The sequence below is a fragment of the Bacillus vallismortis genome (genome assembly GCF_040784915.1).
Classification (GTDB): Bacteria; Bacillota; Bacilli; order Bacillales; family Bacillaceae; genus Bacillus; species Bacillus subtilis_G.
This window is the reverse complement of sequence record NZ_CP160797.1, coordinates 539,185-553,844: the sequence shown is the minus strand read 5'-3', so window position 1 is coordinate 553,844 and position 14,660 is coordinate 539,185. Positions and strand designations below refer to the sequence as shown.

Here is a 14,660-nt window from a genome sequence, read left to right as displayed (position 1 = left end):
ATGGGCACTGTTTTTAGGCTGTAAGCACACTGATTAATTCAAACTTCATATCCCAATCTAATGAAAGAAAGAGCAATGAATAGAAGCTGCAAACATAACTGCTCCAGTTCCATTCTTTAATTCTCGAATCTAAAGGTTTAATAAAAGTGGGCTTATATTTAGTTTTTTAATCTCTTTTCCATCTGTTCTGCCATTTGTTTTGAATTTGGATTTCCTTCATTTTGCAATTGGTCAATGATATTCATATAATCCATTTCACTTCGATTCTGACTTAATTTATATGCAGCCTGAATGTCATCCACCTTAATCTTAAAACCGACAATCGCTTTCAGTTGTCTTTCTAAGAGTTCAGGAGAAAGTTCATCCCATAAAATTGGATTTTCTCGATGTTTTTCGTATTTCTCCATCATTGTTGTTAATTCTTCTATTAATTCATCTCTCTCTAAAATACTTGCTTGACCGTATATATGGACGGCTTGATAATTCCATGTCGGAACATCTTCATGCCCGTACCAAGAAGAAGAAATGTAAGCGTGTGTTCCCTGAAACATAACAAGCACATCTTCACAGGTTTCAAATGTTCTCCACTGCCGATTTCCATAAGCGATATGCCCAGTGATATAGTAATCATCACCTTTTTTATTTAACCCCAAAGGCAAATGCGTGGCAATTGGTTTCCCTTGTTCTGTCGTGACGATCGTGCCAAAAGAGTTTTTTTGAACGAAATCCCAAATTTCATCAACATTTGAGACCTTAAAATATTTTGGAATATACATAATCATCCTCCTTCCAAAAATTATATAAGTGTTTTAGCCATTATAAAGTCCGTTTGTTTTTCATGCCCCATATAAAAAGAATGGGCTCCAGTTTGAACAAACCCCATTTTCTTATAAAAAGCAATAGCATTTTCGTTTTTTTCCCATACGCCCAGCCAGATTTTCTTTTTATTCAGTTCCTTCGCAATTTCCATAGCTTTATTCAACAGATATTTACCAAGTCCATGTTTTTGAAATTTGTTCTTGATATAAATCCTCTCGATTTCAAGTGATTCATCACCCATTTTTTCAGTCTGGGCATCATTGGTATTGACCTTTAAATATCCAGCGACTTCATTATTAAAATATACAAAAAAGAAGCGCGAAGAAATATTGGATAATTCTTTTTCTAATTGTTTTAAGTTAAAAGCCTTTTCCAGATAGGCATTCATATTTTCGGGCGAATTCTGATCCTTAAATGTCTCATTAAATGTTTCATAACTAATGTCTTGAAGTTTGCCCAAGTCTTCAAGTGTGCACTTTTTTATATTGATAGTCATTTAAATATGTCACTCCTTTATAACATCAATAATTTCTCTTGTTCCCTTTTTTTACAAAATCCCAATCTTTTTCTATATTTTTTCTTACTCTTTGAAGAAAATTGAAAATGGTCTCCGCTTCTCTTTCAGAAAATCCCTCTAAAGCGACACGATTCGAATGATCATTTTCTCTTTTTATAAAAGGAAATACCTCATTCCCTTTTTCCGTCGGAAAGAGTTTTTTTATTTTTTTGTTATGTTCATCATCTTTCTTTTCAATAAAGCCCTTCATTTCAAGTTTTTTTATTGCACGAGCTGCGGTTGTTCGGTCTACTTTAATCATCTCAGCTAACTTTTCTTGAATGATTCCCGGGTTTTCACATATTCGGACAAGGTACAAATACTGCCCTTTTGTCAGGTCATGTTCTTTAAATTCGATATTGCTTATAGAATCCAATGCTCGTGCAATCATTCCAATTTCACGAAGAATATCCTTCATCATTAAACTCCTTACGTATGTGTTTTTGTTGTATTTGCAATAAAAATAGCGTACATTAAATATAACTCATCTTTGTTGTATTTACAACAAAAAAATAAAGATAAAGAGGTCGAGTAAAGTGAAATATGTTTTTTATGTATTAGGAATTTTAATCTTAACCCTTGGTATTTCTTTCACGATTCAATCAGATCTTGGAGCTTCCCCTTTTGACGCACTTTTGGTGGGACTGTCCATAAATGTGGGGCTTACTGTGGGAAGTTGGGAAGTCATCATAGCTCTTATATTAATATGTTGTAATTCATTTTTAAAAAGACAAAAACCTGAAATTTCGGGGTTGTTAACGGCCTTTATAACGGGTATGGGGATTGATATATGGCTTTTTTTATTGCACTTTTCTGTAACACCTGAAACTTTGCACAGCAAAATTGTTTGTTTTGCAATTGGCTTAGTTGTTATAGGATTGGGAACCGCAACATATTTACACACAAAATTCGCCCCGATTCCTGTTGACCGGCTAACATTAATCATAAAAGAATTAACGAAAACCAATATATTTTTTTCGAGAACATTCATTTACCTCGTCTTCTTGATAATGGCGTTTATTTTGAATGGACCAATTGGCGTTGGAACTATACTAACCGTTTGTTTAGGTGGGTTAATTCTTAATTACTTCATGCCCTTTACTGAAAAAGTGTTGGATCGCATACTAACAAACTCCAGTACATCACCAAATGATGGTCAAGATAAAAAGCATTCCATATAGAAGGTAATTTAAGTAAGTGGGCACAAGAGGTAAAAACAGATGAATATGAAAAATACCAAGGTCGTCAAAACCCTTGGTATCATTGATGCGGCCGAGAGGACTCGAACCTCCACGGGGTTTGCCCCCACTAGGTCCTCGACATAGTGAAAACGTATCATGTATTACATAAACCTTATAAATAAAGCATTCTTTATCTTCATTTCCACCTATTTTCTTCTTTTTCATGAATTTTGAGCAAAAATTGGGCACTACTTTTTTTAAAAATCACTAAAATATTAGCTTTAAATAATTCCAGCTAAGACCTAAGAAACCACTAACAAGAGAAGTAATGTGGTCTCGCCCACTGGGTGCGATAGTTTTTTCTTTTGGTAGTATCTTGACTTGTCCGATTTTGTAATTCAGTGTAGATAGACAGAGATAAAAAAGAGTACGTATTAATCTTGAATAGCACAAAAAACACTACCCTTTTCGTTACTTTAGAGAAAGGATAGTGTTTTTTCGTTTTGCGGGTATCGGGAAAATCTCTGCTAATAGCAATACCTCAATAAGAAGATCGCAATTTCCACTTACCAAGCTATATCAAGGCTTACTTGTCTGATTTGGGATGTTTGGGGTACAAAAGTTTGAGTTACAAACATTATTGTCCAAAAAATCATTTACTGTAATTATTTTACATGGTATTATTTGTATTATGCATGCGAAGTATGCATGTATAATAAATTAAATTAAAAAGGAGTGCTTGATCGTGAATCTTAAGTCCATTTTCAAAGGAGTAACATCGACTCTGATAGCTGGTGTAATTGTTGGAACTTGTGCTATACCCGCTTTTGCGGAGTCGACTACAAGTGTATCGTCGAAAAATTATGCAGTTACAAGTGGAGAATTCAAAGCTCTAGACAGGGAGGTTTCAGATGGCTCTGTTGATCAATCAAGCTGGAGTCGGACGTTCGAATTAGATGAGAACGACGGGGCACAAGTAAACTTCTGGGCTTCAAATAACGGGAGTAATGACATAAAAATATCAATTGATGGAATAGTCTCAAGAACTCTCGCACCAGGCGAGCAAGGCAACATTTCTGCTGAGGTTGAAAATGGTTGGTTTGGTTGGACATACAATTACACATTTACAGCTTCACCAACGGCTCAAGGTGGTAGTGTTAAGATGAACTATCGTATTGCTCAAAGAAATAATTAACGAATTACGGAAAGGTAATCACTCATTACCTTTCCGTAATTTCATCATTTTTTAGTTTTTTAAAAGATTCCTTACTTTCTATACTTTGGAGATAAATTCACTCCAGGTTTTTCATCTTCTCTTTTTCTAAAAATAAAAGGTTTTGTATTAAACCCTATATGATGCAAATCAAACCCATTAGTAATTACTTTTCTCTAATTTTCTACTCCTGCTTTTCCTGCTCTTTTCCCCTCAACCTTATGAAATCTTATCATGTCCTATATTTAAGGGTTATACAGCTCTTATTATCATTATTTACACCTTTTTTGATGTTTTTCATATTTTCTGGGCAGTAAAGAAACCTTGACCACTCGCCAAGATAAGTAAAATAAAAAACGAAGGCATCAATAAAGTGGAAGCTTATTATCAGTTATATAAGCCTGTTATTTCAAGCATTTGAAGTCATTCATTACACTCATTTACACCATTTTATATTCATTTTGGGCACAAAATGGGCACTGTTTTTAGTCTGCAAATAAACAACCATTAGATAAAAATTTAGAATCTTGCACATGTCACCAATGTTATATTCACTAGAATAAAAATGTACCAACACCCCTTGTTGATATGGGGATAAACTAAAACCGAATCCCTTATAAAAGAGATTCGGTTATCTTTACAGAGTCTTATGTTAGTTCTGAAAGTTTACCGTCATCGATATACACAACACGGTCGCATAAATCTAACATTCTTTTATCATGAGTAACCATTACAGCAGCTTTTTCTCTAGATTTCACTTCATCTGCTAACATTTTTACAATTGTACGGCCGCGCTCTGAGTCAAGACTCGCTGTCGGCTCATCAGCAAGAATGATCTCCGGGTCATTCATCCAAGCCCGAGCAATGGCAACACGTTGACGTTCTCCCCCGGATAAACTTTGTGGATAACTATTCATACGATGCTTTAATCCAAGTCTTTGAAGAAGATCAATTGCTCTTTGTTCTGCTTTGTTATTAGAACTTCCCGCTAGCTTCGAAATAAGCAATAACTGGTCACGAACCGTTAAATAAGGGATTAAATTAGATGACTGAAATACAAATCCGATTTTTTTTAATCTAATGCGATTCATCTTTTTTTCCGTTACTTGACTGATATCACTTCCATCAATCATAATGCGGCCTCTTGTTGGAGAAAGCAACGCTCCGGCAATTGAGAGAAACGTACTTTTACCAGAACCGGATGGCCCGACAACTGCAACAAATTCTCCGGCTTTCACTTCAAGAGACACTTGATCAAGAACTTTTACAGACGATTCGCCGTCACCGAACACTTTATCAATATGGTCAAGAATCAATTTTTGACTCATTGTGCTGCACTTCCAATCGCTTCAATAGCGTCAATTTTTGTAACTTTATATAGAGATATTAACGATCCAATCACTGAAACAGCCAGAAAAAGACCTGAAGAACCTAAAACTAATTTCGGTGTAAGGTCAAATGGCATGCTGCTTGGTAAAATAGCCGCCACACCATATGTTAGTACTATACTGATTACAAGACTGATAAATGTTAATAATAAAACTTGGAATACAATATTGCGCGCTATATAACCGGTCGTTGCACCAATGGCCTTTAATACCCCGAATTGATTGATTTTCTGTATGGTCATAACATAGAAGAATACGGCTAACACAAAAGCTGCAATAATAAATAGAAAAACAATCATCATGATAAGCGAGCCTTGCTCCTCAGAGTATCCAGGAATACTCTTGAGAGCCTCACTTTTATCAATTAAATCAACCCCTGCTACATTCTTATCAATTTGCTCTGCAGCATCTTGACTTGTCTTTAAAGCGATTGCGTTAAAAAACAATTGTTTATTAGCAGAAAGTTTATGAATTTCTCCCCACTCTTTGAAATTGATGTGGATCACAGGTGTGTGGCTAAATGATTCTCCTTTTGAGAACCCCACAATCTCAAACGTTTTACCGGAGAACTGCTCTTTTATATAGTCCCCCAATCTCAATCCATCTTCTTTTAGCGAACTATCTGCAACGATTTCATTTGTGGTCTTGTTGTTAATCATACGGCCATCGATAACATCAGGAGCCAAAAATCCTTTCATATCTACGGCAAAGAATGTGGCATCAATCTTTTTAGAAGACCCTTTCTGAGTAAATGTGGTCATCTGTATTCCTAAAGGTGCAGCTGATTCATTGTTGGTGTAGTCTTGAATGTCTTTCAGTTTGTCCTCAGACAATATTGAACGGACCAAGCGATGATCTGCTTCTTTTTGAATCACAAGATAGTCTGTATCCATCTTTTGAATTGAAGAAGCATTATCAGAAGCTAGTCCTTTTGCAAGTCCAGAAACAAAAAGAACAAGCCAGGCGATAAGCACCATGATGAACCCAATTAAAAAATAACGCAACTTAGCATATTTAAGTTCTCGTAAAGCAAGAAACACCGTCTTTTCCTCCAATCAATATCATTTATCCTTAACAGCTTTTTTTGCCTGAGATAAATATAGATTGGGAATATGAACAGAACATGAACGGGAAATTACATTACTTTTTAGGCAGGCAAATATGAAAAGCGGTTCCTTTCCCTAGTTGGCTTTCAACATGGATTTGACCATTATGCAGCTCAATAATTTTCTTAGTAATGGCAAGTCCTAAACCGCTGCTGGCTTCTTTACGGTTCCTAGCCTTATCTGCTTTATAAAAGCGGTTGAATATATGAGGTAAGTCATTTTGTGAAATACCAATACCTGTATCCTTGATCTCAATGTAATATTCATTTTCTTTTTTTATCAGTTTTATGGAAATTACCCCGCCTTTTTCAGTGAATTTGATACTATTTACAAGCAAGTTAGTCCACACTTGATGGAGCAATTGCTCATCCGCATAAATGAGAGCAGAAGGGAGCTCCATTTCCACAGTTAAATCTTTTTCACGCCAGTTCCATTCAATCATAAATAACACTTGTTTCATTTGAGCAGCGACATCAAAGGTATTTTTACTCAATATTTCCTTCTCTTTATCTAAGGATGCTAGTGTTAGTAATTGCTTACTTAACTGTGACATGCGCCGGCTCTCATTTTCGATGATAGACAAGTAATGCTGACGCTGTTCTTTAGATAATTTCTTAGATTGCAATGTCTGTGAAAAGCCTTGTATAGAAGCAAGCGGTGATTGAATTTCATGTGAAACGTTAGAAACAAATTCTTGGCGCATAGCTTCCAGTTGCTCTAAACTTTTTGCCATTTGCGAAAAATGGTCGGCCAATTCACCAATTTCATCACGCAATTTTACGTTTAATTGAATATCATATTTTCCTTTAGCGATTTGTTTTGTAGCTTGAGTTAATGTAATGATTGGCTTAACAATATAACGGGTACTGATCAAAACAAAAAGAATGCTGATTAAAATGGTGAGAAGAAGAATCAATGCAAAAAAGGTTCGTAGTTCCCCAAATTGGAGCTCCGTATTAGGACGGAAAAAAAGGGCATATTGATGTCCTTTGTCCGTGATTGGAACTCCGATCGTATTGAGCAGTGCATTGTCAAAAAAACCTGTAATAAAGCCTTTAGAAGAAAACTGAGAAATACCGTGATATATGTGACCATCTAAAACGGATTGAATCACTTGATCACTTAAATCTTTTTCTCTGAAAGATCCGCCAAAAAAAGAGCTGTGGCCATGTTCATTGACTAAATAAATTTGGTAACCTAAATCACCGATATTCGTTAAATAGTCGTCAAGGTTAACATTAGGGTTGTTTTCATAAAATGTCTTTACATCTTCGGCCATGCGGGTTAATTTTTTGTCATTATAAGGTTTAAGGTTATATTGGTAATATGCATTGGAAATAAAAAAAGCAGCCACACTGCTGAAAATCATCACAACAATAGTGGTAATAACAATTTTTAAATAGAGTGTCCTCACTTTTGTTCCACCACCAATTTATAACCAATACCGCGAATCGTTTTAATATGAAAATCATCAGTAACAGAAAAACGACTGCGCAGCCGTTTAATATGAACATCAACTGTTCGATCATCTCCGTCAAAGTCGGCTCCCCAAATCAAATGGATTAATTCTTCCCGTGTAAAAATTCTGTCTGGGTAGCTTGCAAGCTGTGACAATAGTTCAAACTCTTTCATCGGCAGCATCAGCAATTTATCGTTACAATGCACTTCATAGCTTTTCCTGTCTATGACAGTATGATTAAGGCGGATTTTTTCTGAATTCACCATTTTATAACGACGAAGTAAGGCTTTTATGCGAAACATCAATTCTTTCGGCTCGAAAGGTTTAGTCAGATAGTCATCCGTTCCGGCAGAAAACCCTTTTTCTTTATCCATGAGCTGGTCTTTAGCAGTCAGCATAATAACAGGAAAATCATAATATTTTCTAATTTCTTCACAGAGCTGAAAACCGTCCTTATGAGGCATCATGACGTCGACCACAGCTAAATGAACTTGCTTTGTTGCAAGAATGGAAGAGGCTTCTTCACCATCGAAAGCTTCAAAGACACCAAAGCCCTCGACTTGAAGATAATGTCTAAGTAATTCAAGAATATGTTCATCATCATCCACAATGAGTATATTTATCATTTTAAAGACCCCTATCAAGTACATTTTGTCTCTAGTCCATTTATATAATAAAAAGTATAACTGAATAATCTTCCATGACACTTGTTTTAGATTAACATATCCATCATAACCTTCAACTGACAGTCAGTAAAACAAAGCTTTTAATTAATTGTAAATCAAGGGATCGTTAAAAGTATGAATACCAAGGGTGACAATTATTCACAGAAACAAAAGGCCGTTATTTAAAGTCATCATTTATAGCACAAAATGAGCAAAAGTTCAGTAATCCATCAAATAAAAAAAGGAAGGTATAATTACCTTCCTCTTTATGCACCAACTCGATCTGCGGCAATGTTGAAACCACCATTTGGAGTACTGTTTTTATCTACAGAATGAATAAATGTTAAGATGCTACTTAACACCATTACTGTCAATAGAATTCGGCTGATCTTCATTTATAATCTCTCCTTTCTTTATTTTTGTCTCGCCCCAATACTAATACGATAATACTCATTTATAGCTCTAAATTTCCCTGATGATGAAAATAATGCCCAATTTCGGTAGCGAAATTTTCAACGTCAGCAAACATTTTTCTGTGTTTGAACCACCCCAGGCATACGGTTGCCCTTCATATTTCAAGGCTTCTTTCATGACCGTTTCATAAAAGTCCATAGAGCCATTTTCAGGCGCTACATTTTTATCAGAACCTTACATATCTCATGACGTAATCAACATAACTTGGATCACCATAGCTTTTCCAGCCCATTTTAAAAGCTTGCAATCGGCTAAAATCAAGTGCCAGTTTCTTTGTGTATTTCCCGCCATTCTTTTTCACATATCCAGAACCAAAGTTGTATGCCTGTAAGGTTAAACGGACAACCTCGCCAGCCTGTTTAAAAATCTTCTTAAAATGTTTAATGCCGACTTCAATTTCATATTCTGAGTCAGTTATGGAGTTTGGAGGTAAGCCAATACTCTCGGAACTTTGCATAATATCTAAAGAACGCCCACCACTTTCCTGCATGGTGAGCGCCATAATAATATTCACTTGGTCAAAAAACCTTCCTGACGGGCGTACTTTTCAAATACAGCCCTAAATCGTTCGACTTCCGGTGCAATGCCAACCGTTTCATATTCACCATCCCCGCCGCCTTTAGGCAAGTGGGCAGTTCGTGGGGAGTACACAATTTTTTTAAAAAATACCAAGGGCGTCAAAACCCTTGGTATCATTGATGCGGCCGAGAGGACTTGAACCTCCACGGGTTATTCACCCACTAGACCCTCAACATAGTAAATCCATATCACTGGTTATGAAAGCTTGTTTTCATTACACTCCTTATTTTGATTTTCCATCATTTCTATACGTTTATATGAATTATGGTTAAAAAATGGTGAGCCAAAACAATGAACGTCTTAATTTTTTCACCTATTTTGATTATAAATTTTAATTTCTCCTTATTATAAAAAGGCTGACGAAAATTTTCGTCAGTCTTTTCTTTGGTATTCTAGATCTCCTCATATTCCGTTTTGATATAATTTACTTATAACTAACTTGGGAGGTTACATTGCTAATGAAACCACGGATTACAGTAATCACTTTAGGCGTAGATAACTTAGAAAAATCGCTGCACTTCTATCGGGATGGTCTAGGTCTGCCTACAGAAGGAATAGTTGGCACAGAATTTGAACATGGTGCAGTAGCCTTTTTTGACTTACAAACAGGACTAAAACTTGCCATATGGAATCGCAAAGACATCGCACATGAGACAAAAGTTACTTTAACTGCACCAAGCCCTGCCGAATTTACATTAGGACATAATGTTAATAGTAAAGCTGAAGTCGATAAAGTCATGGAACAGGCAAAACAGGCAGGAGCAACGATAACTGATCCTGCTCATGATACTTTTTGGGGCGGATACTCCGGTCACTTCCAAGACCCTGATGGGCACTTATGGGAAATCGTTTGGAATCCGCACTGGGATACAATTGAATAACCAAATTTTAATAAGTAAAAAACACTGATTTTAATTTTACCCATAATGGAGTAGTGTTTTTCATGCAAGAAAGTTAATGACTTGCTATTGGTGCCAAAAATTTACCATCAGAAAAGGTGACCTTGTATCACCGTTTTTAACAATGTTTTTGTTGTTCATTTAAAACAGAAAAGTTATGAATAACTCCATTGGATTTTTCCAGCGTTTTGCAAATTCTTTACTCTGTATAGTGTAAGAGAAAATTGTTCGTTCTTTTATTTCTCTTCCAGTCGATTCATCAGTGTATGACTTAGCTTTTGAATCAATCCCTAAGAAATAAACCTCTTTTCCATCAGATGAGTATTGAGGAATGCCTGACTAAGTAATTTGAACTCCCCATTCTCTTTAATTTATTTGTTCCCAAATCTAACTCATATACAGTTCTGGACTCATTATCTGATTCTGAGCCAGACGTAAATAAAACCTTGTTATACCTTTTGGTGCAATTGCAACATCTTGTATAGGTTTAGTAAGGCTTCCAATTTGCTTTGTTTGTTTGTTTGTTTTGAACTAATAATTGAAAAGAAAGTTTTAGGAGGTTTTGGCGGGTCTCCTGTTAAATTTGCTTTTTTTCAACATTTTACATATCTTCGGTTAAAGAATAATGTAAAACAATTTGATTATTTTCACGTGAATTATATTGGAAAAAGGCTACATTTTGATCTTCATTTGATTTATGGAAATATAATTGCGGTTTTTTTAGTGATCAAATTAAGTGAGGCCAAATGGAAGTTGCGATGGTTTGGTAGATTTACTCTCATATATATTGTTGTTTCATCAGAAGAGAGTTGCAGTTCGTCAGCGTAATCAAAACTTTTGGTTACAATTTCTTTTCTGCCCGTTTTTAATTCGAAACGTACAACATTTAATTTATTTTGTTTATCTCTTTTTGTGTAATATAATGTGCTTCTGTCTTTATTTAAAGTCATTGAAAGATATTCTGTCATTTTTCTTGATGGAGGATATCATCATTGAAGTAATAGGAGGTAATCAGGTGTGCATTAGTAAATGAAACCAAAAGATCAGGCTCTGAAATTTTTGACGTTATATGTTTTGTATGACTATATATAAATTTGAAAATAAGATTAAAATACTAACTAAACCTATAACAAATAAGATGACCCACATTTTTTTGTTTTGCACGTTTACATCCACCTTTAAAAGAAGCAGGCAACTATGCTTGCTATATAATGAAAGGATGCTACATGTTGTAACATCCTTACTTGTTCATCACATTTGAACTGATGATTATAGATTTTTTAATTTGCTTCTAATTAAGACTTTTCCCCAATAAGTCTTAATATACTGCTTAGAACAACAATAGATGAAAATACTAATAGAGGTGTACTTATCTGTTGTTCGGTTAATAACTTAATACCAATAACTAAGACTAGCGTTACTATACAAGCTATGTTTATCCATTTCCACCAAGACATTTGTAAAACTCCCTCTAACTTGATTTACATTTCCAACACTCCCTTCTTATATAATTTGCTTTGTTTTTTCTAGGAATAATAAAAAGGATGCTATACGATGTAACACCCTTTTTATGCTTTGATTCTCAATATAAACTTTTAAGCTAGTCATTCGACCGTCCGGCAAATATCTTGTTTTATAGAATGTGTAACGATATTCAGCAAACCCTCTTATTCGTTCGCCTTCGACAACCAACATGCAATCTCTGCTTAAACTTCTCACAAAAACTAAAGAGGGGATACCCACATTAAAACCTAAGCTTTTGAATCGTTTGTCTGCAGCCCACACCGCACATTTTCACTCCACCTTATGTCATCTGTACTTTAACTATTTCTTAAAAATTGTTGAAATAAATAGTATATTTTAACTTTGATGGTATAATTAAAGAAAATTTTATATTACTGGAGTGATAGCTTGAATAAATCAACTTTGAAAGGAATTATAAGCACCGTTATAGGGGCAATGCTAATTAACTTTTTATTTTTTTGGAAACAAACTGACGGCATATTTGATTTTATAATCTGGCTCGGTTCTTCCGCCATTCTAGGCTATATAATTTTTGCACCTTTTACTATGTCAAAGAAAGAAATGAAAAACTTTGAAGAAAAAGTCGACAAATGGCTTGAAGATGACGATAGCGTTAAAAACTAACAAGTAAATTAAGACCATTTAAGCATTAAGAGTCTCTTTAACTAGGGATTCTTTTTTTTGAACATTAGTACTGGCAACAGACACCGCACATTTTCCCCATTTATCGGTAGTAGCTAATCCCTTCAAACTCCACAGTCCTTTCATCTGTCTCAGCGTCTTCATCCTCCAGAATGTTGAATGTGGCTTGAAGTTAGCATTTACGTTATCTATAACTGCAAAAGTTTGGACTATGACTCTTTGAGCAACATCACTGTAAAAAACATCTTCCATCATTTTTTCAATCAGTTCCTCGGCAATCTCTAAACAGCCAAGAGACTCCAAATTATTTTCCGTCGGGCCTTATTCAACAGATTAATGTTAAACATCTTATCCCTTCGATTTAAGTTCTTGGTTTTCATCCAAACCCACCAACGAAAGCCCGTTGGATTGCTGTTTATCAAGCCCCCTATTCCTCCGAATCATCGGGGGAATCCCTCGCCTGTAGGCAGGAACAAACAGTTGTTTGTTCAATGCCAAGAGGGTTTTGGTGGCGCTGAATATGTCAACTCCTTACCCTCACTTCGTTCTGGTACCGTTGACCCAAACGTTTAATCGCATCACCTGTGTTTATAAAGATTTAACAGATTGTTTTTAAACGACCATGTCAGCAACATCAGCAATGTTTGTCCGCCAGTTCAGCTTCTGCAATCATATCTGAACAACAATTGATGTTTATGGACACCTATATCCAAACAAAAGGAAATGGCTGATAAATCAGATGACTTACTTTAGGTAAGTGGGCAGTAGATCATTTAAAAATAAACACAAAAAAATACCAAGGGCGTCAAAACCCTTGGTATCATTGATGCGGCCGAGAGGACTTGAACCTCCACGGGTTATTCACCCACTAGGCCCTCAACCTAGCGCGTCTGCCATTCCGCCACGACCGCGTGATCATTAAATTGTTTGTGCTGGTTTATTAGGCTCTTAACCTAGCAAAACCGATTTCGCGTGCACTTTGTAATTAAAGTGCGGGTGAAGGGACTCGAACCCCCACGTCGTAAGACACTAGATCCTAAGTCTAGCGCGTCTGCCAATTCCGCCACACCCGCAAAAAGACAAATGGTGAGCCATGAAGGACTCGAACCTTCGACCCTCTGATTAAAAGTCAGATGCTCTACCAACTGAGCTAATGGCTCTTGCTATTAAATTTCAAAAAATAAAAATGGCTGGGCTAGCTGGATTCGAACCAACGCATGACGGAGTCAAAGTCCGTTGCCTTACCGCTTGGCTATAGCCCAACGAAAATGGAATGACCCGTACGGGATTCGAACCCGTGTTACCGCCGTGAAAGGGCGGTGTCTTAACCGCTTGACCAACGGGCCGATGGTTGAGAACTTATATCGAAATCTGATGGCGGAGAAGGAGGGATTTGAACCCTCGCGCCGCTTACGCGACCTACACCCTTAGCAGGGGCGCCTCTTCAGCCACTTGAGTACTTCTCCAATATGGCTCCACAGGCAGGATTCGAACCTGCGACCGATCGGTTAACAGCCGATAGCTCTACCACTGAGCTACTGTGGAATAATAAGACAAGACTTATTGTATCAGCCTTGATTTGCAGTGTCAAGAGGTATATGTTTTTTGTCTATCTCTCGTGACGACTTTTATAATGTACCATAGGCTTGCCATATCCGTCAACCTTTTTCACGAAAAAAATCTTTTTATTTTTCCGTGGCATTTTCCGCACCTGTATCTGTCAGGGTTCATGGCACGCTTCTTTATATACTGTTGGCCGCAGGCCGTACAGATATACCTATAAGTTTTTTTGTTTTCTGTTTTTTTCTTTAAAGGCGTACAGAACCTTGGCGCGTTGACCTGCTGCAGCAGCACTCGAAAATCTCTGTCTCTGTGCTTGTACCCTTTTCCTTCTAGGTGAAGATGGTAATGGCAAAGCTCGTGCTTGATGATGCCGATCAGTTCCTCCCTGCCATGTTCAATCAAATATTTCCTGTTCAATTCAATGTTATGAGAGGTTAACAGGTACCTTCCCCCCGTCGTTTTCAGCCTGTCATTAAAAAGCGCCTGATGGCGGAACGGCTTGTTAAAATACGTTTCAGAAATATCCTCTGTCAGCTTTTGAAGCTCTTTGTTATCCATGGCGCACCTCACTTAAAAAACATTGAACGGGACA

General features: G+C 36.4%; 15 protein-coding genes, 7 tRNA genes and 2 pseudogenes. 4 read left to right on the top strand and 20 right to left on the bottom strand.

Translation table 11 applies throughout. The features are described 5' to 3' along the window. Window positions 1–158 precede the first annotated feature (158 nt). From ABZM97_RS02890 to ABZM97_RS02880, 3 genes are read right to left on the bottom strand one after another with little or no spacing between them, the layout of a single operon-like run. Complete coding sequence (locus ABZM97_RS02890) at window positions 159–776, bottom strand: FMN-binding negative transcriptional regulator (RefSeq protein ID WP_087993911.1); 618 nt, start codon at window positions 774–776, stop codon at window positions 159–161. Between the two features lie 20 nt (window positions 777–796). Beyond that, window positions 797–1,315: a GNAT family N-acetyltransferase gene (locus ABZM97_RS02885; protein WP_087993910.1), complete on the bottom strand. Its 519-nt coding sequence runs from the start codon at window positions 1,313–1,315 to the stop codon at window positions 797–799. A gap of 25 nt (window positions 1,316–1,340) precedes the next feature. Continuing rightward, the gene (locus ABZM97_RS02880; protein WP_087993909.1) at window positions 1,341–1,793 is read right to left on the bottom strand and encodes a MarR family winged helix-turn-helix transcriptional regulator; all 453 of its coding nucleotides are present in this window, start codon (window positions 1,791–1,793) and stop codon (window positions 1,341–1,343) included. 118 nt (window positions 1,794–1,911) lie between these two features. On the opposite strand from ABZM97_RS02880, the gene ABZM97_RS02875 reads away from it, so the two are divergent. Both ABZM97_RS02875 and ABZM97_RS02870 read left to right on the top strand, forming a co-directional pair. Then, window positions 1,912–2,556 carry a YitT family protein gene (locus ABZM97_RS02875; RefSeq protein ID WP_087993908.1) on the top strand — a complete coding sequence of 215 codons (645 nt, stop codon included), beginning with the start codon at window positions 1,912–1,914 and terminating at the stop codon, window positions 2,554–2,556. Between the two features lie 745 nt (window positions 2,557–3,301). Then, entirely contained in the window at window positions 3,302–3,751 is a 450-nt protein-coding gene (locus ABZM97_RS02870; RefSeq protein WP_087993907.1) for a hypothetical protein, read from the top strand. Between the two features lie 665 nt (window positions 3,752–4,416). Here the strand turns inward: ABZM97_RS02870 and ABZM97_RS02865 are convergent. The 6 genes and pseudogenes from ABZM97_RS02865 to ABZM97_RS02840 all read right to left on the bottom strand — a co-directional run. Then, window positions 4,417–5,097, bottom strand: coding sequence for an ABC transporter ATP-binding protein (locus ABZM97_RS02865; protein ID WP_087992943.1), 681 nt, complete (start codon window positions 5,095–5,097; stop codon window positions 4,417–4,419). After that, the gene (locus ABZM97_RS02860) at window positions 5,094–6,197 is read right to left on the bottom strand and encodes an ABC transporter permease (RefSeq protein ID WP_087992944.1); all 1,104 of its coding nucleotides are present in this window, start codon (window positions 6,195–6,197) and stop codon (window positions 5,094–5,096) included. Before ABZM97_RS02860 ends, ABZM97_RS02865 begins: the two co-directional genes overlap by 4 nt. Before the next feature lie 100 nt (window positions 6,198–6,297). Further along, entirely contained in the window at window positions 6,298–7,677 is a 1,380-nt protein-coding gene (locus tag ABZM97_RS02855) for a HAMP domain-containing sensor histidine kinase (protein ID WP_087992945.1), read from the bottom strand. Beyond that, complete coding sequence (locus ABZM97_RS02850; protein ID WP_087992946.1) at window positions 7,674–8,348, bottom strand: response regulator transcription factor; 675 nt, start codon at window positions 8,346–8,348, stop codon at window positions 7,674–7,676. Before ABZM97_RS02850 ends, ABZM97_RS02855 begins: the two co-directional genes overlap by 4 nt. A 305-nt stretch (window positions 8,349–8,653) precedes the next feature. Then, the gene (locus ABZM97_RS02845) at window positions 8,654–8,782 is read right to left on the bottom strand and encodes a hypothetical protein (RefSeq protein ID WP_277986995.1); all 129 of its coding nucleotides are present in this window, start codon (window positions 8,780–8,782) and stop codon (window positions 8,654–8,656) included. Between the two features lie 142 nt (window positions 8,783–8,924). Beyond that, window positions 8,925–9,557, bottom strand: a pseudogene (locus ABZM97_RS02840) (lysozyme family protein); the annotation flags it as partial. Between the two features lie 341 nt (window positions 9,558–9,898). Between ABZM97_RS02840 and ABZM97_RS02835 the strand changes: the two are divergent. Continuing rightward, window positions 9,899–10,321, top strand: a complete 423-nt coding sequence (locus ABZM97_RS02835; RefSeq protein ID WP_367387182.1) for a VOC family protein — start codon at window positions 9,899–9,901, stop codon at window positions 10,319–10,321. 713 nt (window positions 10,322–11,034) lie between these two features. On the opposite strand, the gene ABZM97_RS02830 is transcribed toward ABZM97_RS02835, so the two are convergent. Together ABZM97_RS02830 and ABZM97_RS02825 are read right to left on the bottom strand one after the other, a co-directional pair. Beyond that, window positions 11,035–11,289, bottom strand: a complete 255-nt coding sequence (locus ABZM97_RS02830) for a hypothetical protein (protein ID WP_367387181.1) — start codon at window positions 11,287–11,289, stop codon at window positions 11,035–11,037. Between the two features lie 553 nt (window positions 11,290–11,842). After that, window positions 11,843–12,124, bottom strand: coding sequence for a hypothetical protein (locus tag ABZM97_RS02825; RefSeq protein WP_087992947.1), 282 nt, complete (start codon window positions 12,122–12,124; stop codon window positions 11,843–11,845). Between the two features lie 126 nt (window positions 12,125–12,250). On the opposite strand from ABZM97_RS02825, the gene ABZM97_RS02820 reads away from it, so the two are divergent. Next, window positions 12,251–12,487 (top strand): hypothetical protein, encoded by a 237-nt coding sequence (locus tag ABZM97_RS02820; RefSeq protein ID WP_087992948.1) that lies wholly within the window; start codon window positions 12,251–12,253, stop codon window positions 12,485–12,487. 100 nt (window positions 12,488–12,587) lie between these two features. On the opposite strand, the pseudogene ABZM97_RS02815 reads toward ABZM97_RS02820, so the two are convergent. From ABZM97_RS02815 to ABZM97_RS02775, 9 genes and pseudogenes are all read right to left on the bottom strand, one after another. Then, window positions 12,588–12,852, bottom strand: a pseudogene (locus ABZM97_RS02815) (hypothetical protein). Window positions 12,853–13,332: 480 nt separating this feature from the next. Then, window positions 13,333–13,416, bottom strand: a tRNA-Leu gene (locus ABZM97_RS02810). A gap of 80 nt (window positions 13,417–13,496) precedes the next feature. Then, window positions 13,497–13,578 (bottom strand) — tRNA-Leu (locus tag ABZM97_RS02805). Between the two features lie 11 nt (window positions 13,579–13,589). Continuing rightward, window positions 13,590–13,665: transfer RNA gene (locus ABZM97_RS02800), tRNA-Lys, on the bottom strand. 27 nt (window positions 13,666–13,692) lie between these two features. Further along, a tRNA-Gln gene (locus ABZM97_RS02795) sits at window positions 13,693–13,767 on the bottom strand. 12 nt (window positions 13,768–13,779) lie between these two features. Beyond that, window positions 13,780–13,851: transfer RNA gene (locus tag ABZM97_RS02790), tRNA-Glu, on the bottom strand. A gap of 29 nt (window positions 13,852–13,880) precedes the next feature. After that, window positions 13,881–13,971 (bottom strand) — tRNA-Ser (locus tag ABZM97_RS02785). A 4-nt stretch (window positions 13,972–13,975) separates the two neighbouring features. Further along, window positions 13,976–14,050, bottom strand: a tRNA-Asn gene (locus ABZM97_RS02780). Between the two features lie 123 nt (window positions 14,051–14,173). Continuing rightward, window positions 14,174–14,626 (bottom strand): SprT family protein, encoded by a 453-nt coding sequence (locus ABZM97_RS02775; protein ID WP_087992951.1) that lies wholly within the window; start codon window positions 14,624–14,626, stop codon window positions 14,174–14,176. Window positions 14,627–14,660 lie beyond the last annotated feature (34 nt).